Source organism: Empedobacter sedimenti (assembly GCF_030005555.1).
Lineage (GTDB): Bacteria > Bacteroidota > Bacteroidia > Flavobacteriales > Weeksellaceae > Empedobacter > Empedobacter sedimenti.
On sequence record NZ_JASCQG010000021.1, the window covers coordinates 1 to 26,210 of the forward strand.

Below are 26,210 nucleotides of genomic sequence, written 5' to 3' on the forward strand. Positions count from 1 at the left end.
GAACTTCTCAGTTTCAAACTTACTGCGTTTCTCTGTTTCTGTAAGCGGTTGCAAAGGTAAAACTTATTTTTTAACTACCAAATTTTATTTTGAAAAATTTGAAAGTTTTATTTTAATAAGTCAATTTTAACTTCACTCCCTAATTCCTCTCGGAATTGGTTTGCAAAGGTAAAACTTATTTATAAACTCGCAAATTTATTTTTAAATAATTTTGTCAGCATTTTTAAGTCCTTATGTCAACTTCAATACTACTCGTCTTTCGTATTGGGATTGCAAATATACGGCTGCATTATTCGTTTTTCCAAACTTACTTTACATTTATTTTACATTATTTCCTTAAGTTACTGGTACGTTGGGAAATATTTTTGAAAGTTTTTTATAACATTATTAATGGAAGAGTATTTTATATGAAAAAATGGAGACATTTAGTAATTTACTTTCATTTTTTCCTTGATGAAAAAACGAAACAAAAAAAATCAAGTCTATGCTTACAAGTCGGTCAAAAACGGCTGTTCGCTAAATAATTTAGATCATTCGCATATAAAATGCGAACAGTAAATCATTTTTAACGCTCATTACGCCGATTTGACTCTCGACTTTTCTGCAATGACATTTTATGTATATTCTTAAGTTGTGATACCGAAACAAGTTCAGCAGATATGGGTGAATGAAGAATTTTTTAAATTAAAACTTAATACTTAGAACTTGTGAACACCCCTGTAGTCCCCTCGAGGGGACAATTTTCTTAAATTACATCAGTTTTACTGCGAGGAATGATTAGACGGTGATGGTTTGCTGTTTCTAGCAAAGCAACAGCGGATACTTTTGAGTTAACAACTCGGGAAAATTCTACGGAGTAGAATCTATTTATAAATAAAAATATAAATCTTTAATCTATGCAATTGAATGCTACGAAATAAAAAGAGTGACCATATAATATGATCACTCTAAAAATAGTTTTAAGCGTTAGATTAGTTTGCGCCAAATTTAATTACTGGATTTACTATCGCTTCGTTACAATTATTAAGTTTTACTCTTAAATATTGTGGATTACCGTAATCTAGCCCTTGACGCTTGGTTTGAACTTTTATCAAAATAAGTCCTTCGTTTTCGAACTCTGGATATAATCTATCTATATGATAATATTTCAGACCAGAGTTAAGATGGCTAAATCTTAGTTTAGAATTAGGAATATCTTCTACTTTAGTGATTGTTTTGATAGGGTTTCCTTCTTTATCTACTAACTCGGTTCCGTCTTCTTTAAGGTATGGTTCACCAAATTCTAAAATTTTAGCAAATGATATTTCATAATCTGTACAATAATCTGGACTTTGGATTGCTAATAAATCTGCTGCACAAATTGTCGCAACTTCTTTTGGATCTTCTTGCCCTTCAAATAACATCATTGGAGCGATGCGAATATCGTGCACATGAAGTCCATCTCCTAAATTTACATTTACTGTATTAAATTGTTCAATCTCAAAACTATCAAATGGAATTGTAATTGGTTTTGAGATAACTGCTCTTCGTTTATCTTTAAAATTAAATAAACCTATATCAAGCATTCTAAATTTCTCCATTTTCTCTTCTCCTACTTTAGTATCTCCTAAATAATAGACGATTTTGAAGTTTCCTAATTGTAACAAACTAAGGTTAAGCACGTTTATATTAGGATAAGCTAAGGTAATTTGAACTTGATCTCCTGGGCGAGCTGGTTGTCTTAGATGTGTACGAAGAAATTGTTTATTTAAAACTCCGGCTGTAGCATTAAATAATGTATAACTATCGTAATTATCATCAACAGAATAATAAGGATGAACAACAGATGCTAATCCACTTGCTACATTTAAAACCTCTGAACGATTTCCCCACGTAACATCATGCACAAAACTATTTAGTTTAATGTTTGTATTACTAATGCCAAGTAATTTATCTCCGTCTACATCTCTTTGTTCTGTAGGATATAAAAGCGAAGCTGGAGGATTTACAACAATATCACCTTGTGGTGTATAACCTGGCGCATTAATATTTTCTTCCTCTTCTATATAAGCATGGAAAACTGTTGCTAAATCTGCAACACCTAATAGCGAGCCTAATTGAATACGGATTCCGTTATACTCAATAGGAACTCCTTTGCTAGATGGTGCAAAAGAGAAGTGGAATACGTTATCTCCTTTTAACAAATCTAATAATCCTCCTTTTACAGGAGTATAATCTCCAACATTTGAAGCATTAAGTAAACCTACATTACCCGCAGTAACTCCATTATCCGTCTTACGACCTACAATTGTTACAGCACCAGCTAATTTTACGCCTGAGTATTGTTCTCCTAATTTCACAGTAACTTTTTTACCTTTTAATTCAGCAGGAGTATATAGCGTTCCATTAGGTTTTGTGAAGTATAAATCGATACCAACAGTTCCGATTCCTAAAATTACAACTCCACCTGTAATCGTTGCATAATCTGCTCTGTTACCATTTACCGCATTATCTTTATTTGCTACACCACTTGCTCCAGAAGTCCAACTCACAGCTTTTGTTGCAAATACTTTTTTGGTTACAGTATTACAGTCATTTAAATCGTAAACGATTAATCGGATTGTTGCATAACTAACACAACCTTCTTTAGCTGCAGCAGAAGTAGTTGTCGCCTCTACTGTAAATGTATAATCACCTTTCTGAAGTCCGGAAACTGAACTTCCAACAACTGTTCCTTGAGAATCAAATATTTTAATTGTTGATGGCAGTTTCCCTGAAATTGTAGGAAACGTAAATACATCTCCCTCTTTTATTGCAAACGAATTAACTCCTCCAGGTAAAATAATTTGATTTTCTTCCTGAACATTAATCGTCACTTCGTTTGATGTTGCCGAAACATTATCACTTCCACCTAAAATCTTATTCATTTTAGCAACACGTCTTACTTTCGTTTTACGTGTTATGTTAGTTAATGTAATTGACTGTTGCCCTGCAACCTCAACATTTCCATCATCATTCGTTACATCTGCACTTTTGTTCCATGTAACACCATCATCAAAGCTGATTTCCCAAGTATAGATAAAACGAGTTGTTTGAGATGAAGTTGCTTTTTGAAGTTCTAATACTGCGATTTCTCCTCCATAACAAACAATTTTTTCGTTAACTTCTGATCCACTTGTTAGAGTAATTTTTCCTGGATCTGGAAAACCTACATCTACTTTAACTAACATTTGATTATTATCACAAGCACTTTTATACATAAATGAAAAAGATTGACTTGTTGCTGTAGGAACTAAATAATTGGACGGAATCTCTGTTACTTCATCTTCTAAATAAAATTTATAACCATTTGTATTAGGTCCTAAACCAGCCATTTCACCAACTGTTATTTTATCATGTTGATTAACTTTTTGTGTTGACACAGAAGGAACTTTAATGGTTTTACTCCAAAAAACAGAAACAAAATTCGTATTATTCGATAAATCTCCATCAATATTTGTGTTAGATGCGTTTAAATAATTTAGAGAGATATTAAGTGAGTTTATATCTCTTTCACCTGCATTAAAAATATCTGTATTCCAATTTTTTGCGAATTGCAAAGTAATCTCTCCATTCGCAGGTATCGTTGTGTTATCTTTTAATGTAAAAGTATAATCGTTTGAAATATTGGCATTGTAACTTTCATCCATATTCCATTTGCTATTATCTCCTAGCTGAGCATTGAAAGTTTCAAGTTTATCATAAGCAAGATAATTATTAACATTAAATTTCACATTTACCTTATCACTTGCAGATGTTACAATAGGAAAAGGAGAATTATTCTTGATTGTTAACGTATAATTATTTGTTTCCCCGTTGTATCCACATTGATTATCTACACTACTTGTTATTGATAAATCATTTTCTTTATCATAAAAAATTACTTTCGCAATAGAACAAGTCCCAGTTAGATTACAAATTTGGTATTGCAAAGGTGTAGTTGGCATTGTAGTACCCGCTGTTACGTTTACTTTTCCTGTTTTTGTATCTAGCGTTATACCTGTAGGCCATGTACCTATAGTAGATATTGAAGAGTTTTTGCTTGTTCCATCAAAAATTAATACTGTATTTAAACCGTCCAATTTATCATTTGTACCTAAATACATTCCTGCAGAACCCCATCTAAAAATATCATCGTTTGCTTTAAGAATATCCGTTAGTACAAATGTTTTATTATTCTCCAGATTATCATCTTCGAAAAGAACCGAATTCACCGAGACACTATTTTTTATTCTATTTCCATTAATAGCTCCTACATATCGTCCGACAACTGTAACTGTACCTTCAGTAAATTTTTCTAAACCAAGAATACCTGAAATTTTATTGTTTACATTTTGTAATAATGAAGTTGTATTATTCACAAAACCAGAAAGCTGAATAGATTCTACAACAAACTGATTTGTATTTAACTGAATACCATTTGCATCCTGAATAATATCTATAAACTCTATATCCGAAACTGTTGCACTTTGAAAGTTACTAACCTCTATCGTATAAGTAATTCTATTTGCATCAGGATTTGGTGTGCTAGCTTCTGCCAAATGCGTTTTGTTTGCAGATTTTTTTACACTAATTCCTCCTGGTGTTTTTACCGTAACATTTCTAATTTCGTGATAATTTGTACTTCCACCAGTAGAACCGGCGAACCCAACTTTCAATGTTTTATACGGTTTTTCTGCAGAAACAGTAGAAAAATGTTCAACAAAGGCTCCTGTTATACTGCTTTTAAGAAAAGTTTTAATTCTATAACTACCATTTTCTGGAGTGATTTCAATTTTTACTCTTCTATAAAAATTAGCATCCGTAGGACGTGTAGAACCAGATTTTGTATACGCTATTCCGCTACTATAAGCTTTACCAAACAGATATTTATAATCTGGCGCTATTCCTCTGATCGATACATAGTTTTTGTACAAACTAGCTCCAGCTCCACCATTTTTACCTTCGGCAGTTGATGCATAGTTTCCATATTCATCAAATCCAATACCTATATAACCTCCGGTCATACCTGCTCCTGAATTACTTTTTGAATATCCTAAAGCACCACCAAAAGCACCTGTCTTAAAAATGTTTGCTCCAGTTGGACCATAATTTCCATCAAATAAGAAAACTGTAAATCCATCTGCACCACTTCCTCCCCACGTTTTATAGTCAAACTCTATCGTTACACCTTGTTCCGAAGGAAAGGTCTCATTAATATAGGCAAATCCTTTTTGATTCCCTGTATTTGCAGTCAAACGTAACCATCCATCACCAACTGCGTCACCTTTACCAGATGTTAGTAAGGCATTATCACCAGTAATAACGTTAGAACCTACACTTGAATTTTTAAAACTTTCGTCAATAATAAATTGTGCAGACAATGCTACACATAGAATAAAAAATTGAGCAGAAAGTAAAAATTTTAATTTATTTAAACTCATGATATACTATTTTTCAAGTTAAACAACATTGCTATTCTTAAGCTATTCATTACTTAACTTTCAATACTATATTCATAAAAGAACCCGTTCTTATTATCGCACTTGTATTTACTTTATATGTCAATTCACCTAAAGCACTTACTTTGATATCTGTAAACACAGAAGAGTCTGCAAATGTTACAAAATAGTCATATTTATCAGCTGTTAATACAAATTCTGTTAACTTAGAAGTTGTAGAACTTGCTGCTATTGGTGAATTAAATTGAGTATTGAATAAATCATAAATTTTTACACTATAAGTAGATGTAGCTGAATCGTAATTGTAAGATAAATTAGACGTATCTAATATTCTTGCATCAGTTGCTACAGTTGGCAAAACAACAGAAGGCATATAGAAAAACTTTGGAGTAGATGAAAAATCCGTCCATTCTAATCCTAATTTATCTTTTTTATAAATCAATATTTGATTATCCTTTGTATTTTCTAAAGAATTATCAGTTACAATATTAATTCCGTTGTTAATCGTTTTATTAGGATCAATTAAGGGTTTTGAAGTAGGGAATGTATAATGATTAGTTCCAAATCCTCCTATGTAAAATTTATTAAATAAAAAATTGTATCCAAAACCATTATCCCCTTTAAAATTTTTTGATAATGTAAACATATCTGTATTCAGATTCATCAATACATATTCTCTAAATATATTAGTCGGATCAGAAACTCCATTAAATCCTTTAGCATACTCAAACTGAAATCCATTGTTACCTATATTAAGAGCATTCATTTCAAAATTTGCATTTGCACCTTTACGACTTGTTAATCCTAAAGAATAATTATCTTGCAAAAAAGCATTACCTTCAAACTCCTCATCAAACTTCATTAATTTCGAAATATCCTTGTACTTCGCAGAATAAATAATATTTCCGTTTTCACCCCAACCATCTGGCATTAATGAACTGTTTGTTTCGATTCCTAAAAATCGATCCGAAATACCCGAAATATCTTTGTGTGTGTAAAAAGCTCTAAAATCCCCTCCTACTTCTAATTGTTTCTGAGCAGGATTAGCTTCAAAATCAATTGAATTTCCACTATCATAACCAATTTCCTACTTTACCTTTTTGATAAATATCAACATCAACTAAATCTATTGCAGTACCATTATTTGAAGCTGCTTTTTCAGTTTTAGGAGAAGTAGATGGCGCTTGTGCTTTCCAATATGTTTCTTTCAAAGTTTGAGGAGCGTCTGGTAATTTAATCCAAACAAGACCATCAAAATAGTAAAATCCTTCAGAATCAATATTAACAGCCGTCCCTGTTTGAGTACCAGAAACAACCTCATTCACAAAAATCATAGTAGATTTCTCTACACCAACCATAGATTGAGCACGTTCTCTGTTTACCCTTGGAATGATGATTCCTTCTGCATTTGTTGAACTCCCTACCGGATTAATCGCCTTAACATCTAAGGTCGCTTTTGGATCATTAGTACCAATCCCTACTTGAGCGTTCACAACAGAATATGTCAACGCTAAAGTAATACTAAGTATAACTTTTTTCATAAATATAATAAACTAAACCAATACAAAAATATTGATATTAATCTATTAAACGACTCAAAATCTATATTTTAACAAAAAAACAATAAATACTATAAGAAAACCGACTTGTTTAAGCTTATAAAAATCAATAAGGTATATAAATAATCACTCTTTCTTTTAGAATAACTCTAAACAATTTCAGCTACAACGAATGTACTACCACCTATATATATCATATCATTTGTAGAAGCATTCGATTTTGCAGCATTCAAAGCTTTATCAACTGTATCAAAAAAGTGTTTGTCTTTGATATCTTGTGGAATGATTTTATACAATTCATCAATATCATATTTACGAGGAACATCTGGTTGACAGAAATAATAGGTCGCTTTTTTTGGAAAGAAATTTAAGATTGATAAAACATCTTTATCATTCACAAAACCTAAAACCAAATGTAATTGATTATATGCTTGCTCATTTATTTGCTTCGAAACTTCAGCTAAACCATGTGGATTATGCGCTGTATCAGCTACAATTAATGGATGCTGTCCTAAAATATCCCAACGTCCACGCAAATTTGTATTTTTTACAACATTCAATAAGCCATTCGTAATATTCTCGGGAGAGATTGTCCAACCTTGTTTTTGTAATTGTTCAATAGCGGTTAAAACGGCACGTTTATTTTTGATTTGATAAGATCCTTTCAAATCTGAAGGTAAATCTTGAAAATGTTTTTCTTCAACAAAAATGATTTCAGCATTTCTATCTTTCGCGACTTGTTCAAAAACTGGTTTTGTTTCTGCAGTTGTTTCTCCAATTACAACCGCTGTATTTGGTTTGATGATACCAGCTTTTTCAAATGCAATTTTATCCAATGTGTCACCCAAAAATTGTGTATGATCTAAACCTATATTCGTAATAACAGAAAGTTCTGGTAAAATAATATTCGTGGAATCTAATCGTCCGCCCAAACCAGTTTCTATAATCGCAATATCTACTTTTTGCTGTGCAAAATATTCAAAAGCCATCGCAATTGCAATTTCGAAAAAAGATGCTTTTTGATCGATGATTTTTTGCTCATTCTTATTCACAAAGTCAATCACAAATTTTTCATCAGCCATTGCTCCATTTACACGAATTCGTTCGCGAAAATCTTTGAGATGCGGAGAAGTTGTTAAACCTGTTTTGTAGCCCGCTTCCTGAAAAATAGAAGCTAACATATGAGACGTACTTCCTTTACCATTTGTTCCTGCAATATGAACAGTTTTAAATTTAGTTTGAGGATTTCCCAAATATTCGCACAAAGCCGAAATATTAGTTAAATCTGCTTTCAGTGCTGATGCTCCAACACGTTGAAACATTGGTAAATTTGTAAACAACCAATCGATTGTTTCTTGATACGTTCTCATTTATTCAAAAATTTATACGAATATACAACGCCTAAAAATAAAAAAATCGAATTCTTCCGAAGAAAAATTCGATTCAATTTTATATTATTTCAAATGATTTAATTAATCTGAATAATCTTGTTTTGTTGTTAATAATATTTTTAAAACAATAAACCCAACGATAGCAGCAGTTAGTGAAGCGACTAAAATCATCAGTTTTGCTTCATTTATATAGCTTGGGTCTTTGAAGGCTAACATTGAAACAAATATTGACATTGTAAATCCAATTCCTCCTAAAATTCCGACACCAAAAACTCGTTTGAAATTGACAGCTGTAGGCAATTCACACAAACCAAATTTAACCGCAATCCATGTAAATAATGTAATTCCGACTGGTTTTCCTATAACTAATCCTAAGAAAATACCCGAAGCTAACGGAATACTAAAATGCGCTAATCCTCCACCATCAATCGTAATTGCTGTATTGGCTAGTGCAAATAATGGTAAAATAATAAATGCAACAGGAAGGTGTAATGCATGTTCCATTTTAGCTGAAAGTGATTTAGAATCATCCTTATCAAATGGAATTGTAAATGCGACCAAAACTCCAGCAATTGTAGCATGAATACCCGAATGTAGCATAAACCACCAAACGGCAATTCCTCCTATAATATAAGGAATCATCGATTTTACTTTTAATTTATTCAAAGCGAAAAGACCTAACAAAATAGCGATTGCAATTCCGAATTGTGTAAAATCTAGAGGCAATTCTGGATTTGGATAAAACAATGCAATCACGACAATTGCACCTAAATCGTCTATTACCGCTAAAGCTGTCAAAAATACTTTAAGAGACATTGGTACACGTTTCCCTAGCATTGTTATAATAGCAACAGCAAATGCAATATCTGTTGCCATTGGTATTCCAAAACCATGTATTGTATCAGTTCCTTTGTTTGTTAAAAAGAAAATAAATGCTGGAACTAACATTCCCCCTAATGCTGCAAATACAGGTAAAATTGCTTTCTTCGTATCTGATAATTCACCGACAAAGACTTCTCTTTTTAATTCTAAACCTATCAAGAAAAAGAAAATAGCCATTAAACCATCGTTAATCCAATGAGCAAAAGAATGTCCAAACATGTCTATATGCCAAATAGAATCATACGATTCTGCAAATGGAGAATTGGCTAATAATAAAGATAAAGCAGTACAGAAAATCAATAAAATTCCTCCTGAGGTTTGGCTATGAAAAAATTTGTTAAAAAGTTTAGAAACGATCATTATATTTTTTTTAGAATCGTAAAAATAATGAACTCGTTTTTAACCGCCTAATTATCTCTAAAGAATCGGGTTAATTTTATGATTTATTGAAATACAATTGATATTATTATAAAACTTCGAAAATAACTCCAGAAGAATGATCTTTTTTAGCTCCAGTTACAGAAGCTAAACAATTTATTTCGTTATTAACACGACGATAGCCAAGAAAAGCAAAAATTAAAGCTTCCTTGAAATCGATTAAATGATCAGTTGGAATAATGATTTCAACATTCGATAATTCTCGTAAACGATTGATAAAAAACAAATTTCGAACTCCACCTCCAGTTATCAACACATTGTTGATATCGTATAAAGCAAAGATATTTTGAACCTGAAATGCAAAATGCTCTAGACAACTTCTCAGCTTATCTTCGGTAGAAATATCGTACTTATCAACAATTGTTAAAAACTCATCAGTTACCCATTCAAAACCTAATGATTTTGGAAAAGGTTGATGGTAATAGTTCAAAAGGTTTAACTCTTCTACTAATGCAGTATTAATATTTCCTTGTTCTGCTAATTTTCCATTTTTATCAAATTCAAAACCGAGTTGTTTTGCATAATGATTCAAGACAATATTAATCGGGCAGATATCAAAAGCAATACGTTTTCCATTTCTATTCATCGAAATATTAGAAAAACCTCCAAGATTTAGACACGCATCGTAGTTAGAAAATAATAATTCGTCCCCAATCGGAACCAAAGGTGCTCCCTGTCCTCCTAAAATAACGTCTTGTGTCCTGAAATCACACACCACTTTTTGTTGACAACGCGACGCAATTGCTGCACCGTTTCCTATTTGCAAAGTGAATGATTTCTGCGGTTGATGAAAAATAGTTTGCCCGTGAGATGCAACAAAATCTACTTTTTCTATCTTATTTTTATGAATAAATTCTTTTACTTGTTCTCCAAGAAAATAACCAAACTCTACATCCAATTGACATAAATCCATAGCTGAATATTGAAAAGCTTCTGCTAGTTTTGTTCGCCAATCGGATGAATAATCGATTGTTTCAGCATATAAAATTTCGAAACGCTGGTTATCATCAAAACGAACATAGCAAATATCCAATCCATCTAACGAAGTTCCAGACATCAAACCAATGCAAAAAGTAGGGTTTTTCATGCTGTAAATTTAATGAGAGAAATTGATAGTTTATAGGTTTAGAAATTAGAAATTTTAAAAAACTAAGAAACTATCTTTCATTTTTTCCTTGATGAAAAAACGAAACAAAAAAATCAAGACCTCAATAAATCGGCTGAAAATGATTCATTCTACGCGAAAAGATTTAAAAACCTATCGGTTAAATCTTTTTATCGCTTCGAATTTCTTCATTTTTTGACGCCTTATTTATTGAAAGGTCATTTGAAATTCCTTTGAATAAGTAAATTGGTTTTCAATTATTAATAAGGTATGATTCTGAAAAAAAGTATAAATATTATTACTCAAAACTTATTACTTATTACTCATAACTAAAGATGCGTTAGGGATAGTAGAGGAAATCCTTTGCGAGGAATGAAGCGATAGCGGAGTTGCAAAGCAAAGATTGCAACGGATAGCCCGCCCGAAGGGAACGCCTAAATGATAAGAAAAATTGTTTTGATAAATCTTAGGTTATTGCGAACATATCAGTTAGAAATTCTGATGATAAAAGCTTATATTTGAAATATAATAAATACAAACAAAACATGGCACAAGATGTAATCTTCGATTTGATTGAAGAAGAAAAAGAAAGACAATTAAACGGAATTGAATTAATCGCTTCAGAAAACTTTGTTTCAGACAACGTAATGCGCGCAATGGGTTCTGTTTTAACAAATAAATATGCAGAAGGTTACCCTGGAAAACGCTATTATGGTGGTTGCGAAGTTGTGGACGAAGTGGAAACAATTGCAATTGAGCGTTTGAAAGCGTTGTTTAATGCAGAGTATGCAAACGTTCAACCTCACTCAGGTTCTCAGGCGAATGCGGCTGTTTACTTGGCGTGTTTGAAACCTGGAGACAAGATCTTAGGATTCGATTTATCGCATGGAGGTCACTTAACACATGGTTCTCCTGTTAACTTTTCTGGATTAACTTACCAAACTTCTTTCTATGGAGTGGATAAAGAAACAGGAAGAATTGACTACGAAGCTATGGCAGAAACTGCTCGTAAAGAGAAGCCTCAAATGATAATTTGTGGTGCTTCGGCTTACTCAAGAGATATAGATTATGCTAAATTTCGTGAGGTAGCTGATGAAGTTGGTGCTTTATTGTTAGCTGATATCTCGCATCCTGCAGGGTTAATTGCTCGCGGAATCTTAAATGATCCTATGCCTCATTGTCATATCGTAACTACGACAACTCACAAGACTTTACGTGGTCCTCGTGGTGGAGTAATTATGATGGGGAAAGATTTTGAGAACCCTTGGGGAGCAAAAACACCTAAAGGAGAAGTGAAAATGATGTCTCAAATCTTGAACGGAGCAGTATTCCCTGGTACACAAGGTGGACCTTTGGAGCATGTAATCGCGTCTAAAGCTGTTGCTTTTGAAGAGGCTTTATCTGACGGTTATATGGACTATATTGTACAAGTTGTGAAGAATGCGAAGGCTTTGGCTGCTGCATTAGTTGCAAAAAATTATGATATTGTATCTGGAGGTACAGATAATCACTGTATGTTAATCGACTTACGTAACAAAGGTATCTCTGGTAAACAAGCAGAGAACGCTTTAGTTTTAGCAGAAATCACTTGTAACAAAAACATGGTTCCTTTTGATGATAAATCTCCTTTCGTTACATCGGGGATTCGTTTAGGTACTGCGGCTATAACAACTCGTGGGTTGGTTGAGGCAGATATGCAAACTGTTGCTGACTTGATTGACGAAGTATTAATGAACATAGATAACGAAACTATTATTGATGCTGTAGCAGATCGTGTAAACGATTTCATGTCTTCTCGTCCATTATTTCAAATGAAGTAAGTAGAAACTTAGTTTCGATTATAACAATAGAAAAGTCCTGAGCATTGCTTAGGACTTTTTGTTTAGTCTAAAACGTCAATACATTTTGATCAAAATGTATTGACGTTTTCTTTAAAATCACTTGACGTTTTTATTGAAATGTCTTGAGGAAATAATTTACTTTATTCGAACTTATAATATGATTGAATGAATAAGAATTCTAATTAGATAAGTAATTATATAAATTGTTATACTGAATAAAGAGATAAGGAAGCCGAAATATCTGTAATCAATATTTATTGAATGACTATTAAATAATACTTTTTATTATTTTATTCTGAATGATAAATATAATTGTTAGAATCTATTAAAAATTTTATGATTTGTTTATAATCTAAAGTAAACATCATAAAAAAAGCAACTTCGAGATGAAGTTGCTTTTCTATTTAAAATAAGATAAGTCTTTGTTATTACGCATTCAATGCTTCTGCACCACCAACGATCTCTAAGATCTCGTTTGTAATAGCAGCTTGACGAGCTTTGTTGTATTGAATTTTCAATCCTTTTTGTAACTCGCTTGCGTTGTCTGTTGCTTTATGCATTGCAGTCATACGTGCTCCGTGCTCAGAAGCGTTAGCATCTAATACGGCTTTGAATAATTGCGTTTTCAACGTTTGAGGGATTAAATCTCTTAAAATCTCTTCTTTCGAAGGGTTGAAGATATAATCTAACTCTGCTGAATTGTTTGCTTCTTCTTCAGTTTTCTCTAAAACGACTGGTAAAAATTGTTCGTCTTGTACAATTTGAACAGCTGCATTTTGAAATTGATTGTAGATAATTCTGATTTGATCAAAGTCACCTGCAGTAAATTTCTCAACTAAATCGTCTGCAATTTCAGCTACATCTGCAAAATTTACATTATCCCAAATGCTTGATGCATTTTTATAGATAGTTTGTGTTTTACTAAAAGTATCGTTTGCTTTTTTACCAATAGTTAAAAGCTCTACTTGTTTACCAGCTAATTCCTCAGCTAATAAAGCATTTACTTTTTTGATGATGCTTGAGTTGTATCCTCCACATAAACCTCTATTTGAGTTAATAACGACTAAAAGTACTTTATTAACTTCGCGCTCTTCTGTTAATGCACCTCCTACTTCAGCTTCTAAAGTAGAACTTACATTTTGTAAAAGTTCACGTAATTTATCTGCATAAGGACGTAACTGAACGATTGAATCTGTAGCACGTTTTAGTTTTGCAGCAGATACTAATTTCATAGCACTTGTGATCTGCATTGTAGAACCTACAGAAGTAATTCGGTTACGTATATCTTTTAAATTTGGCATAATTCTATTTGAGATGAAGGATTAAAAGAAACTTAAAGATCCAAAAACCTTTAAGCTTCATTTATATATTTCTTAGTACTTAGAAGTAGTTTCTGTAATAACTTTCTTCAATACATCCATAATTTCATCAGTCCATTTACCTAAACGGATAGATGTTAAAGTGTCTGCATATTTGTTGCGCATTAACTCAACAAAATCAGCTTGCCACTCTTTCACTTGGTTAACTGGAACGTTTTTCAACATACCGTTAGTACCCGCATAAATAACTGCTACTTGCTCTTCTACTGGAATTGGAGAGTTAACACCTTGTTTCAATAACTCAACGTTACGCTCACCTTTACCAATTACGTTCATTGTAGCTGCATCTAAATCAGAACCAAATTTAGCGAAAGCTTCTAACTCACGATATTGTGCTTGGTCTAATTTTAATGTACCAGATACTTTTTTCATTGGTTTTGTTTGTGCAGAACCACCAACACGAGATACAGAGATACCTACGTTAATCGCTGGACGTACACCAGAGTTGAATAAATCAGACTCTAAGAAAATCTGTCCATCTGTAATCGAAATTACGTTAGTTGGGATATATGCAGAAACGTCACCAGCTTGAGTTTCGATAATTGGTAAAGCAGTTAAAGAACCACCACCTTTTACGATACTTTTCATAGATTCTGGTAAATCATTCATTTGAGATGCAATTGCATCATCTTTGATTACTTTTGCAGCACGCTCTAATAAACGAGAGTGTAAGTAGAAAACGTCTCCAGGATATGCTTCACGTCCTGGTGGGCGACGTAATAATAAAGACACCTCACGGTATGCAACGGCTTGTTTAGATAAATCATCATAAACAATTAACGCCGGACGACCAGAGTCACGGAAAAACTCACCGATTGCAGCACCTGCCATTGGAGCATATACTTGCATTGGAGCTGGATCAGATGCATTAGCAGCTACTACTACTGTATATTTATCTGCACCGTGGTCTTGTAATGTTTTCATGATTCCTGCTACTGTAGAACCTTTTTGTCCTACTGCAACATAAATACAGAAAACTGTTTCACCTCTATCGTAAAACTCTTTTTGATTTAAGATTGCATCTAAAGCAACAGACGTTTTACCTGTTTGACGGTCACCAATGATTAACTCACGTTGTCCACGTCCAATTGGAATCATCGAGTCAATAGAAACGATACCTGTTTGTAATGGTTCGTTTACTGGTTGACGGTAGATAACCCCAGGAGCTTTACGCTCGATAGGCATTTCATATAATTGTCCTTCGATTGGTCCTTTACCATCGATAGGATTTCCTAACATATCTACAACACGTCCTAACATTCCTTCACCTACGTTAATAGATGCAATTTTGTTTGTACGTTTTACTGTGTCACCTTCTTTAATACCTTTTGAAGGTCCGAAAAGTACAATACCTACGTTGTCTTCTTCAAGGTTTTGTACCATTCCTTCTAACCCGTTTGAGAATTCTACTAATTCTCCGTATTGAGCATTGTCTAACCCGTAAACACGAGCAATACCATCCCCAACAGTTAGAACGGTTCCTACTTCTGCTAATTCAACTGCTGAATCAAAGCTTGTAAGTTGTTGTTTTAATATAGCTGAAACTTCAGCTGGATTTATTTCTGGCATTTCTGAAATATTTAAAATTTAGGAATGTATTCGTTTTTCGAAAAATCTTTTTTTAATGTAGCTAACTTTGTTTTGATTGATGAATCTACTTGGTTGTTTCCGATTTTTAAAACGAAACCACCAATTAAAGATGCATCTACTTTGTTCTCTACTTTTACTTGACTATTTGCAGCTAAAGTTTGTTTTGCTTTTGCTACAATATTATCAATTGTATTTTGATCTAATTGTACTGCCGAAGTAATTTCTGCTGTAACAATATTATTTGCTAAATCGTATAATGAAATAAACTGATCTGCAATTTTAGACAAAATATTTTCTCTACCATGTCTTACGACTAATGAAATGAATGTTTGAGAAGTTTTTGATAAAGATTTAAAAATCTCACTCAAAACAGCTTCTTTTTTCTTTGCATCAATCACCGGAGAATTTAAGAAAACTCTTAAATCATCATTCTCTTTAATGACTTTGCGAACATCATTCATTTCAGCATACACTACGTCTGTTTGGTTTGCTTCATTCGCAAACTCCATCAAACCTTTAGCATATCTATGTGCTGCTCTGAATCCTGCCATGATTAATTGAATTTAACTTGATCAATAACATCATTTACTAAAGCTTCTTGTGCAGATTTGTCTGACAATTCTTTAGTTAAGATTTTTTCAGCAATTTCAATTGACAACTGTCCAACTTGATTTTTAATATCAGCCATTGCCGATGCTTTTTCATTTTGGATAGCTGACTTAGCGTTTTCAATTAATTTGTTTGCTTCTACAGTTGCAGAATTTTTCGCCTCGTTGATGATATTTTCTTTCATTTCACGCGCTTCTTTCAAGATAGCATCACGTTCAGCACGAGCTTCTTTCATGATTTTCTCGTTTTGAGCGTTTAATAAAGCCATCTCTTCTTTCGCTTTTTTAGCTGCGTTTAATGCATCCTCGATAGATTGTTCTCTTTCTTTAACTGCAGATAAAATTGGTTTCCAAGCTAATGATCTTAACAATACTAATAAGATGATAAATACTACCGCAGTCCAAAAAATAAGACCAACTGAAGGTGTAATTAAATCCATTGTGTGTATGTATTAAATTTTATTTTTTACTAATTAATTTTTTAATGAATTAGCTTCAACAACCAACCGTTATTGAAGCTAATTTCTAATTCAAATATTATCCGTTACCTAATAACGCAACTACGATACCAAATAAACCTGCACCCTCGATTAAGGCTGCTGCGATAATCATAGCTGTTTGAATTTTTGAAGCCGCTTCTGGTTGTCTAGCGATTCCTTCCATAGCTGATCCACCGATTTTACCGATACCTAGACCAACTCCTAAAACTGCTAAACCAGCTCCGATTGCTGCAATACTTCCTGTCATGATAATTGTATTTAATTATTAAAAAATTATTTTATTGTTTTTTTATATTCTATTCTTAATGATGATCGTGTTCTGCTACTGCTGTTCCGATAAATAATGAAACTAACATTGTGAATACGAACGCTTGTAATGCCGCTACTAATAACTCTAAACAGTAGATAAATAACGCTAATGGAATAGATCCACCTGCCATAGCTTCTGTTTGGAAAATAAAGATTAACGAAATTAACGACATAATGATGATGTGACCTGCTGTAATGTTCGCAAATAAACGAATCATTAAGGCGAAAGGTTTTGTAATAATCCCGATTAACTCAATTGGAGCTAAGATTAATTTTACTGGAACCGGTACACCTGGCATCCATAACATATGTCCCCAGTAACCTTTGTTTCCTGAAAAATTAATTACGATTAATGCGATTAATGCTAATACAAATGTAACTGCGATATTACCTGTAACGTTTGCTGCACCTGGTAACAATCCTAATAAATTGTTGATCCAAATGAAGAAAAATAACGTTAATAAATAAGGCATAAATTTCGCGTATTTTTTCTCACCAATATTTGGAATCGCTACTTCATCACGAACAAAAACAATAATTGGTTCGATGAATCCTGCGATACCTTTTGGTACCATATTTCCTTTTTTGTAGTTAGATGCAACTGCAGAGAAAACTAAGATTAAAATCACGAAAGAGATTAACATTGATGTTACGTTTTTCGTAATAGAAAAATCTAATGGTTTTTCATTTTCTAAATGAATAGCTCCTTTTTCGTCTACGTGAGGTTTGATTGTACCTTGCGCATCTGTTTTGTAGATTTTTTCGTGGTAGTTGATGTAGTAGTTTCCGTTACTCTCAACAACCGCTTCGTTGTGGTGAAATTTAGAAGACATAAAAACCTGTAAACCATTATCCCATAAAATAACAGGTAATGCAACTCCTACACTTTTTTCTCCTTCTCCCCATAAATGCCAATCGTGCGCATCTGCAATGTGGTGCATGATACCTGGCACTGGGTTAAATGTAGATTCGCCAGATTTCACTTTAGCAGCTTCCTCTTGACTTTTTACTTGCTCACTTTTAATTAACTCCTCAAACGTTTTTGGAAGACCTTCGTGCGGAACCGCTGTAGAGGCGAATCCGAAATTGAAAAGTAATAAAAACGCTAATAACGCTGAAAATTTCATGTATAATTCCTTTGTTTCTAAATTGCGTGCAAAATTATAGTAAATTAACCACTTACCAAAGTCAAATGCTAAAAATCATTAAACTTTTTTTAACTTTAAATTAATTAAGCGAATAAAGACTAAAACTTCGGCTAGCAAAATTACAAAATAACTTATAAATAATTGCACAACATTTGATTTAATTTGTTCATTCACAACAACCAATGCCAATACAACTGCCATCTTCGCAATCATCCCTCCCATAAAGGCAAAACCAACGTATTCAGGAAACTTTATCTTCACAAAACATCCAGCCTGAAAAATAAATAAGGTAATTAAACCAATTATTAAATACATTTTTGGTACAATAAGCGGATTTTCGCTCAAATTATAATGCGCAACAATTGCGTAATGAATTCCACAAAAAACGGAAATCATTAAGATAAATACGACTGCTAAAAGAATAAATTTCTTAATCATTAAAATTATTTTTTTGGTAATTGTTTCAACATCAGATATAATCCTGCAAAAACACCCAGCAAAGATAAGCCAGCTGTCCATAAAGGCTTATCAGTTTCAAATTTTTTATCCAAAAAAGTTCCTAACCATGTAAATAAAGCAATCGTAATTGCCATCTGCATTCCCATACCAGAAAACTTTAAATATTGATTTACACCTTCGGTCTTTCGTTCTTCTTTCATAAGTTTTACGTAATTTTGCAAAAAATTTTCTCGTGGTAAAGATAGGAAACATAGAGTTACCAGACTTCCCTTTATTGCTTGCACCTATGGAAGATGTGAGCGACCCTCCCTTCCGTCGTTTATGTAAAATGCACGGCGCAGACTTGATGTATACAGAGTTTATCTCTTCAGAAGGTTTGATTCGTGATGCAATAAAAAGTCGTCAAAAGTTAGATATTTTTGATTACGAACGTCCAATTGGTATTCAGATTTTTGGTGGAGACGAAGAAGCGATGGCAATGTCAGCTAAAATTGTCGAAACTGTTCAGCCAGATATTGTAGACATCAACTTTGGTTGTCCTGTCAAAAAAGTAGTTTGTAAAGGTGCTGGAGCAGGAGTTTTGAAAGATATAGATTTGATGGTGAAATTGACAAAATCTGTTGTTGATAGTACACATTTACCTGTAACGGTGAAAACTCGTTTGGGTTGGGATCATGATTCTATTAATATTGATGAAGTAGCACAACGATTACAAGATACAGGTATCAAAGCTCTAGCTATACACGGACGTACACGAGCGCAGATGTATAAAGGTCATTCGGATTGGTCACATATTGCACGTGTAAAAGCTAATCCTAATATTGAGATCCCTATTTTTGGAAATGGAGATATTGATTCACCTCAAAAAGCAGTGGAATACAAAGAAAAATATGGTGTTGATGGAATTATGATTGGTCGCGCTGCAATTGGTTACCCTTGGATTTTCGAGCAAATCAAACATTATCGTGAAACGGGTGAGTTGTTAGCAGAACCTACAATTTTTGAAAGAATGGAAGCTGCAAAAAATCACTTAAATTGGGCGATTGAATGGAAAGGTGAACGTACCGGAATCATGGAAACACGTATGCACTATACCAATTATTTCAAAGGAATTCCAAATTTCAAACCTTATCGTACAAAGTTAGTAACGCAGGATTCTTTAGAAGATTTGTTACTAACTTTCACAGAAATTGAACAAGATTTTATTCCAACATTAGAAGAAATATAAAATCAAAAAATCCATCAGAAAATCTGATGGATTTTTTTTTACAAACTTTGAGACTATATAATTAATTACAATTATCTACAATCAACACTTCTTCTGGATTTAACGTATCATATTTTATTCTGACAATTTCATCCACATCCGCTCTCGATCGCAAAGTAACCGTATAAACTTCATCATTTACAGGATATTGTATTGTAGCACTCGGGCGCTTTAAAGTTCCACCAGTTTCTACCACAACTCCCTCTACGCATTTACCTGTTTTGGCTAGTTGATCTTCTAATTTTCCTTTAGAATATTGACTATACCCAAAAGCAGCAACGCCTAAAATGGCAATGACTACATAAAAATATTTTTTCATAGAATTATCTTTTAATGTTTCTTAATCATTTTGTTTGAAACAAATTTAAATTCAATTCTATGGTTATAAAATCCCTATTATTGGCTAATTTTTAGTTTCGTGTTTAGTTTTCAAGGCGTAAAGTGCAAAAGTTCCCAACCAATGACTACCCATATAATCATCGTTTGAGATATTATTGAACGAATAATTAAAATGATGATTTGCCCAATCATTCAAATATTTCAACTCTGGTAATTTTGCAGCAATTTGATATAGAGCTGTTGCTCGACTAAAATTTAAACCATCCAAATGCACCAATTGTCCATCCGTACGATCTGAAACAATACCAGGTTTTAGTTCGTGTTTCTTATCAAATAATTGTGGTAAAAATGATTTCAACCATTTTTTATATTCATCATGTGGATGAATTTTAGACATCAACAAAGCTTCTTCCAAACAAGCCGAAAGAAAATCTGATCCACTTGGCTCGAAACCAATATTGCAACCTTTATCTTGTTGGTAAAGACGATTTGCATTAGTAATAATTACATTTTCGAAAGCTTTATCATTCACAGAACGTGCGTAATCTATCGCCAAACTCAAACCAAAGGCTGTGTTATCATGCGTACCTGTACGAATTGGATAAACTAATTTTGGTAAATATTCTTTATATTTTGTAATGATTAAATCAGTCAAAGGTTTCAGATTTTTTGCCCAAACTTGTGCATCTTTATCTTGCCAATTGTTCAACTCCATTTGTAGTTGTAACAGCCAAGCCCAACCATAGGTACGCTCAAAATTCTTGTTATTCTTATCATTGAAAAAAGCCATTTCAACTGCAACATTTTCTGGCGTAATCATCTGATTTAAATCATTTCTAACCAATTTATTTTGATCCAATTCAGGAAAATCTTTCATCAATTTCACAATCGACCAAAATCCATGTACAGACGAATGCCAATCGTAACAACCATAAAAAATTGGTCTTAACTTGCGAGGTGGCTTCAAATCTGCATCACTACCCAAGGCTTGTTGCAATTTATTTGGATATTCGACCTTGATACAGTGTGTTGGTAATTCAAATATTTTTTTAGCTTGATCTAACTGTAATTCTTGCGCAAAAGCAGTCGTCGTCAATAAAATTGTTAAATAGAGTAATTTTTTCATCAAAATGTTTTTACCAAATTACTAATTTTTACTCGAGTCCAAGAATTTTTTCAATTCTTCTTTCGCTTGTGAACTTTCAGGAAAATTTTTCACGTTTTGTTCAAAAAACTGTTTTGCTAAATCATTTTTCTTTTGTTTAACCAAATAATTTGCAACATTGTTGATATACGTTTCAGTTGGTTGAAATGCATAATTTAATTTTTTTGAGATCATTTCAAACGAATCTTTCATCGAATTTGGTTGATTCGGAATCTCTTTAATATTCACACGATAACCGTCAAACTGCCAACGCAAATAATCAATCGAGCCAATCATCGGAACCGAACCATGTTCTTCATCTACATATTGTTTGTAATGATAATTCAACGATTTATTCTTTGATGACTTCAAACGTTCGTCCACCTTTTTTATACTTTGATAATGATCGCGTAAATGATCTGAATTTTGACTTTCACCAACTTGTGTAATCATCAAGAATCGATTCTCGAAATGATGATTTTCTAGATTTTGATACAGATTCAATAATTCTTTATCGTTAAACCAAATACTCGGATCATGCGCAACATAACCATTGAAAGTTTTGGGATGATTGTACAAGGTTTTCAACGCAAAATATCCGCCCAAAGAATGTCCAATTAACAAACGAAAATCATTCACACGAAAATTTTTCTGCATAAAAGAAAACAATTCAGTTTGAATAAAATTGAGAAAATTAACATCATTTATATGCGTAAAATCTTTTGTTCTATCACCATTTTTATTCGTAATTCCGACAATGATTGATTCAGGCACTTCTGGATAAAAACCCGATTGAAACTTGGAAACAACACCAGCTAAAAATGTAAAATTAGATTCGGCATCTAACACATAAATCACAGGATAATTTACTTTTTGAAGTTTAGAATTGTGATACGATTCGGGAAGATTCACCCAAATTTCTCGTTCAGTATTTAAGATTTTAGAATTTATTTTTTGAATATCAGCGATTGATAACTTTTCTTGCGAAAAACCGATTTGTGAGAAAATCAAACAAAATAAAAGCAGTAATTTTTTCATGTATAAAATTTTTCTAAAAATAGTTATTTAGAATTATTCTACATAAATGATTTTGGACAGACTTTCTTTATAGAATACTTTTAAACATTTAATTTAACATCAACTTCTAATTTAATTTATATATTTATAATCAATCTATTACAACCTACCACCTATGAATACCACTGAATTTTTGCGATATAAAATTCAAAAAGAAGATACGTTAACTCTTGTTGCTAAACGAGTTGGAGTAAATTCTATTGATTTAAAAACCTTTCATAATAGACTTTGTTCTCAAGAAGAACGAATTTATTTTGACGATTTATCTTACTATAATTTCATCTACATTCCTTTTTATCAGCTTTCTAATCAAGAATTATTAAAGGAAAAGTATTCTGAAAGACCTTTCAAAAATTTTAATCCACAATTTTATGACTCAACCTATATTGTAGAAGAAACATTTAATTTTTATAGTCAAGAGGAATTTACAATAAGCTATTCGGTTGAGTTAAAATTCAACGAAGAAAACCATATATCGGTTCAACTTTATGATTTCAAGAAAAATGATGAAGCTCCTGATGATAAAATCAGCTTGTTAGCTTTGGCTTGTACTAAAAGTATTTCTCCATTTTCTGTGAAAATTTCTAGTGAAGGAGAAATTATTTCGTTCGTAGACCATAAAAGTATTGTCAAAAATTTTCAAGATAATAGAAACAATATTGAAGAATATCATACTGGTGAAATTGCGAAAAACTATTTAGACACTTTTGAAATCAGTTTAAAAAATGAAACTTATTTTCTGAATCAAATCAAGAATACACCACTTTTTCAGCTATTATTCCCAAAACTAGAATGGTTTTACAAAACTGCTTCTTGGACAGAAAAATTATTTATTGAAGAAAATAATTTCGAACTAACTGCAGAATATTTTCATGATGATAGAATCCTTTTGAACACAATAATTAAAGGAAAATCTGATGAAAATAAAGAGTTAGCCATTGCATATAAAACTGAAAAACATACTAAAAAAATCCTTGAGATTTCTGCCAATATTAATTCACAGAATATTCAACACAACCTAAAAATTATACCTAAACCCAATTCTCTATGAAAAAACATACCGTACAATCAGGAGAAACATTCGCTTCACTCATTCAAAATTATGAAATTAAAAGCAACGAACATTTGAGACTTTTCCATAATCTACATTGTCCTGAAGAAGATATTGTTCGAGGCGAATTGATTGTTGGAAAAGAAATTTTGATTCCTGATGATCCAGAATTTTTAATTGAAGAAACGGAAGAAATCGACGAAGGTACAGATACAATGAATGAAATTGAATCTGATACAACAAATGACTCTTCTGCAAATAATCAAGAGGAAAACGAGGAAGAAAATCAAGCAGAAGAGAAGAATAATGATTCTGGTGATTCTGAACATGAAGGCAAACATTTTATCATTCAAAAAGGAATGTGTCAATGTGATAAAGGATTCAAATTTCCAAAATTTAAAGTAACCTCTCATCAAAAACATTATTGGAATGCTGCTGAAGCTCAAGCAGATTATCTTGCTGTAACAGAAGATGATTTGACTTTTGAACCTCCTACTATGCCTTTCGGAAATTGTAAGCTTCGTCCGACTTCAGGTGGATATTTACCTTGCGTTTACGCTCCATCTGGAAAATGGCAAAAAACGTATGAAAAAGTAAAAGTTTTGGATAAAAGTTGTTTAACCGAAATCTCTGAATTGTTGTGCTCTGCAGGCGGAAAGATCACAATTCTGAAACATGGACAGCAATCTGAAATTGGTAAAACTAATGTAAACAATGCCAATACACAAGAACAACAAGTCTACAATCCTGTTGTAGATTTTGATGAGTTGAAAGAAGAAATTAACGGAGATAATTTATTTGATTATGAATAATTCAATCGGCGGAGAACAAAATCCTACAATAGGCAAAGAATACAACTATTTTATAACTGATATGTTAGATGTTAATTTGACAATTACTAACGAAGTATCTACGTATATCTGGCACATTTACGTAAAATTAAAAAATGGAAAAATAGTTGATATTACCAAAGACGGTGGTAAAATTGGCTCTGAAGTACCTTATTCATTTTCAGAAAAAGCAATTAACAAAGAGTATATTTTAGTAGTTAATAGAGCTACAAAGAAATTACTGAGTACTGATTATAAATTTGAGAAAATAGCTGAATTCCATATCTTTCCGACTACAAGTACAGAAACTAAAATAGAGAAAGTTATTCTTTTTAATAAAGGTGCTAAGGATGTCAACAAAGCAAGCTATACAGATACATTAGTGGCAAGAGCTTATTGTATTGGTATGGTTGATAAAGAAATTGAATTTCAGTTATGGGAAGATGATGCTAAAGGAAAAGGACATGATGCAACGGTAAACAAGAATAATACAGACTCTAAATTTATTTTTAAAGCAACTGTTAACCGAAAAGGAATTGCAGAAGCAAAAATTCCCTTATCAAGCGACCCTAAACTTTTACAGAAGATTGCCAATAGATATCTGATGGCAGGAGACAAAACAGAAGGTGCTAATCACGAATATTATGTAACGGCGAGTTATTTGGGAGATATAAAAGGTGCGAGCCAAGTTAATGTAGATGTAAAAAATCCTGATAACAATAAAACACAGAAACCAAAACCTGATTCAGCAAAAGGTTCATCGAATTCCAATTCAAAGAACAATCAACCTGATAAAAAAGGAGATGTAAGTTCTGTTAAATTACTTAACGCAAAAAAAACACCAATAACCAAAGCGACGTTTGAAGATACAATTTATGTACAAATTAAAGGGAATAATCTTGATAAAAAGAAATATACACTTAAAATTTGGGAAGATGATGACTTCGGAGAAAATGATTTATTATACAAAGGTGAACATATATTTTCTACCAATACTTATCAAGAAGTAAAGGTTACATTAACTGATGAATTTAGAAAAATTGGAGAATTAGGCAATGATCCTAAAAATCCTGATAAAGGAGAATATTGGACAGGTAATTATCAAGAAGTTTTTGCAGAAGTAGAGCTGTTAACTCAAGTTACCAAATCAGCAATTATAGAAGTTAGTTTAAACGCAAAAATCACTCCACCAGAACAAACAATTGCTGTTTCTACTATAGGGAAGCAGGATAAGAAGAAGGAAGAAAATACTACTTGTGTATGTAAGCAGTATGATTTGATTTGGGGTAATAAAGTTTCTTGTGAGTTTAGGAAGAAAGTGGTGGAAATATGTGCAGAATTATGGGGCGAAAGTCGAAAAATTGAAATGGCTAATGGATTAATGGCTGTAATTTATGTAGAAACATCTAGTACTTTTTCAGCATCAAAAATAGAGTTAAAACCAACAGGAGAATATAGAAAAGATGGAAAAGCTAAAAAAGATTATAGGGGATTAACTAAAGATGAAATATTACAATTAGATGAAAATTTTACAGGAGCTGTAGGTTTGATACAATTCACCCCAGTAGCCATAAAAGATTTAAATAAGGAATTTTCATTAAAACTAACAAAAAGAAAATTAGCGCTAATGAATGAAATAGAACAATTAGATTATGTGAAAAAATATTTTCAATTATATAAATGGTTTACAAAATTAAAAAAACCTGAAGATATTGTAATCTTCCCCTTGTTAGGAACATTTAAAAGTATAGTTTTTATTTAATATTATTGTATTATTATTTTGATTAATTTGAAATGTAGGAAAATCATTAGGATTTTTGACCTTACCATATTT

General features: G+C 32.3%; 22 protein-coding genes. 5 read left to right on the forward strand and 17 right to left on the reverse strand.

What is annotated here, in order from left to right; genetic code table 11:
* Window positions 1–971: 971 nt before the first annotated feature.
* The 6 genes from QHG34_RS14960 to QHG34_RS14985 all read right to left on the reverse strand — a co-directional run bounded on the left by QHG34_RS14960 (window position 972) and on the right by QHG34_RS14985 (window position 10,816).
* Window positions 972–5,441 carry an L-type lectin family protein gene (locus tag QHG34_RS14960; protein WP_282631038.1) on the reverse strand — a complete coding sequence of 1,490 codons (4,470 nt, stop codon included), beginning with the start codon at window positions 5,439–5,441 and terminating at the stop codon, window positions 972–974.
* A gap of 49 nt (window positions 5,442–5,490) precedes the next feature.
* Window positions 5,491–6,390 carry a hypothetical protein gene (locus tag QHG34_RS14965; RefSeq protein ID WP_282631039.1) on the reverse strand — a complete coding sequence of 300 codons (900 nt, stop codon included), beginning with the start codon at window positions 6,388–6,390 and terminating at the stop codon, window positions 5,491–5,493.
* A gap of 142 nt (window positions 6,391–6,532) precedes the next feature.
* The gene (locus QHG34_RS14970) at window positions 6,533–7,000 is read right to left on the reverse strand and encodes a hypothetical protein (RefSeq protein WP_282631040.1); all 468 of its coding nucleotides are present in this window, start codon (window positions 6,998–7,000) and stop codon (window positions 6,533–6,535) included.
* A gap of 167 nt (window positions 7,001–7,167) precedes the next feature.
* On the reverse strand, window positions 7,168–8,388 hold the full coding sequence (locus QHG34_RS14975; RefSeq protein WP_282631042.1) for a bifunctional folylpolyglutamate synthase/dihydrofolate synthase: 1,221 nt from the start codon (window positions 8,386–8,388) through the stop codon (window positions 7,168–7,170).
* Window positions 8,389–8,490: 102 nt separating this feature from the next.
* Entirely contained in the window at window positions 8,491–9,651 is a 1,161-nt protein-coding gene (gene nhaA, locus QHG34_RS14980) for a Na+/H+ antiporter NhaA (protein ID WP_282631043.1), read from the reverse strand.
* Between the two features lie 106 nt (window positions 9,652–9,757).
* The gene (locus QHG34_RS14985; RefSeq protein WP_282631044.1) at window positions 9,758–10,816 is read right to left on the reverse strand and encodes an anhydro-N-acetylmuramic acid kinase; all 1,059 of its coding nucleotides are present in this window, start codon (window positions 10,814–10,816) and stop codon (window positions 9,758–9,760) included.
* Window positions 10,817–11,379: 563 nt separating this feature from the next.
* Between QHG34_RS14985 and glyA the strand changes: the two genes are divergently transcribed.
* Complete coding sequence (gene glyA / locus QHG34_RS14990) at window positions 11,380–12,654, forward strand: serine hydroxymethyltransferase (protein ID WP_282631045.1); 1,275 nt, start codon at window positions 11,380–11,382, stop codon at window positions 12,652–12,654.
* Window positions 12,655–13,103: 449 nt separating this feature from the next.
* Here glyA and atpG read toward each other — a convergent pair whose 3' ends face one another.
* The 8 genes from atpG to QHG34_RS15030 form a co-directional block, all read right to left on the reverse strand.
* Window positions 13,104–13,976, reverse strand: a complete 873-nt coding sequence (gene atpG / locus QHG34_RS14995; protein ID WP_282631046.1) for an ATP synthase F1 subunit gamma — start codon at window positions 13,974–13,976, stop codon at window positions 13,104–13,106.
* Window positions 13,977–14,048: 72 nt separating this feature from the next.
* A complete protein-coding gene (gene atpA / locus QHG34_RS15000; RefSeq protein ID WP_282631047.1) occupies window positions 14,049–15,623 on the reverse strand; it encodes a F0F1 ATP synthase subunit alpha in 1,575 nt (524 codons plus the stop codon).
* Window positions 15,624–15,634: 11 nt separating this feature from the next.
* Window positions 15,635–16,195 (reverse strand): ATP synthase F1 subunit delta, encoded by a 561-nt coding sequence (atpH, locus tag QHG34_RS15005; protein ID WP_282631048.1) that lies wholly within the window; start codon window positions 16,193–16,195, stop codon window positions 15,635–15,637.
* A 2-nt stretch (window positions 16,196–16,197) separates the two neighbouring features.
* The gene (locus QHG34_RS15010) at window positions 16,198–16,692 is read right to left on the reverse strand and encodes a F0F1 ATP synthase subunit B (RefSeq protein ID WP_038335122.1); all 495 of its coding nucleotides are present in this window, start codon (window positions 16,690–16,692) and stop codon (window positions 16,198–16,200) included.
* A 97-nt stretch (window positions 16,693–16,789) separates the two neighbouring features.
* Entirely contained in the window at window positions 16,790–16,999 is a 210-nt protein-coding gene (atpE, locus tag QHG34_RS15015) for an ATP synthase F0 subunit C (protein ID WP_013598300.1), read from the reverse strand.
* A gap of 55 nt (window positions 17,000–17,054) precedes the next feature.
* On the reverse strand, window positions 17,055–18,188 hold the full coding sequence (gene atpB / locus QHG34_RS15020; protein ID WP_282631049.1) for a F0F1 ATP synthase subunit A: 1,134 nt from the start codon (window positions 18,186–18,188) through the stop codon (window positions 17,055–17,057).
* Between the two features lie 78 nt (window positions 18,189–18,266).
* On the reverse strand, window positions 18,267–18,647 hold the full coding sequence (locus QHG34_RS15025) for a hypothetical protein (RefSeq protein ID WP_282631050.1): 381 nt from the start codon (window positions 18,645–18,647) through the stop codon (window positions 18,267–18,269).
* Between the two features lie 5 nt (window positions 18,648–18,652).
* Window positions 18,653–18,868 (reverse strand): AtpZ/AtpI family protein, encoded by a 216-nt coding sequence (locus tag QHG34_RS15030; protein WP_282631051.1) that lies wholly within the window; start codon window positions 18,866–18,868, stop codon window positions 18,653–18,655.
* Between the two features lie 32 nt (window positions 18,869–18,900).
* Here QHG34_RS15030 and dusB point away from each other — a divergent pair, with 32 nt between their 5' ends.
* Window positions 18,901–19,896, forward strand: a complete 996-nt coding sequence (gene dusB, locus QHG34_RS15035) for a tRNA dihydrouridine synthase DusB (protein WP_282631052.1) — start codon at window positions 18,901–18,903, stop codon at window positions 19,894–19,896.
* Between the two features lie 61 nt (window positions 19,897–19,957).
* On the opposite strand, the gene QHG34_RS15040 is transcribed toward dusB, so the two are convergent.
* From QHG34_RS15040 to QHG34_RS15050, 3 genes are all read right to left on the reverse strand, one after another.
* Window positions 19,958–20,254 (reverse strand): hypothetical protein, encoded by a 297-nt coding sequence (locus QHG34_RS15040; protein ID WP_282631054.1) that lies wholly within the window; start codon window positions 20,252–20,254, stop codon window positions 19,958–19,960.
* An 84-nt stretch (window positions 20,255–20,338) separates the two neighbouring features.
* Window positions 20,339–21,400 (reverse strand): DUF2891 domain-containing protein, encoded by a 1,062-nt coding sequence (locus QHG34_RS15045; protein WP_282631055.1) that lies wholly within the window; start codon window positions 21,398–21,400, stop codon window positions 20,339–20,341.
* A gap of 21 nt (window positions 21,401–21,421) precedes the next feature.
* Window positions 21,422–22,456 (reverse strand): alpha/beta hydrolase, encoded by a 1,035-nt coding sequence (locus tag QHG34_RS15050; RefSeq protein ID WP_282631056.1) that lies wholly within the window; start codon window positions 22,454–22,456, stop codon window positions 21,422–21,424.
* Window positions 22,457–22,610: 154 nt separating this feature from the next.
* Here QHG34_RS15050 and QHG34_RS15055 point away from each other — a divergent pair, with 154 nt between their 5' ends.
* Genes QHG34_RS15055 through QHG34_RS15065 form a run of 3 tightly spaced genes read left to right on the forward strand, consistent with a single transcriptional unit; the run spans window position 22,611 to window position 26,138 of the window.
* Window positions 22,611–23,546 carry a hypothetical protein gene (locus QHG34_RS15055; protein WP_282631057.1) on the forward strand — a complete coding sequence of 312 codons (936 nt, stop codon included), beginning with the start codon at window positions 22,611–22,613 and terminating at the stop codon, window positions 23,544–23,546.
* Window positions 23,543–24,358: a DUF4280 domain-containing protein gene (locus tag QHG34_RS15060; RefSeq protein ID WP_282631059.1), complete on the forward strand. Its 816-nt coding sequence runs from the start codon at window positions 23,543–23,545 to the stop codon at window positions 24,356–24,358. Before QHG34_RS15055 ends, QHG34_RS15060 begins: the two co-directional genes overlap by 4 nt.
* On the forward strand, window positions 24,351–26,138 hold the full coding sequence (locus QHG34_RS15065; protein ID WP_282631060.1) for a hypothetical protein: 1,788 nt from the start codon (window positions 24,351–24,353) through the stop codon (window positions 26,136–26,138). Before QHG34_RS15060 ends, QHG34_RS15065 begins: the two co-directional genes overlap by 8 nt.
* The last annotated feature ends 72 nt before the right edge of the window (window positions 26,139–26,210 follow it).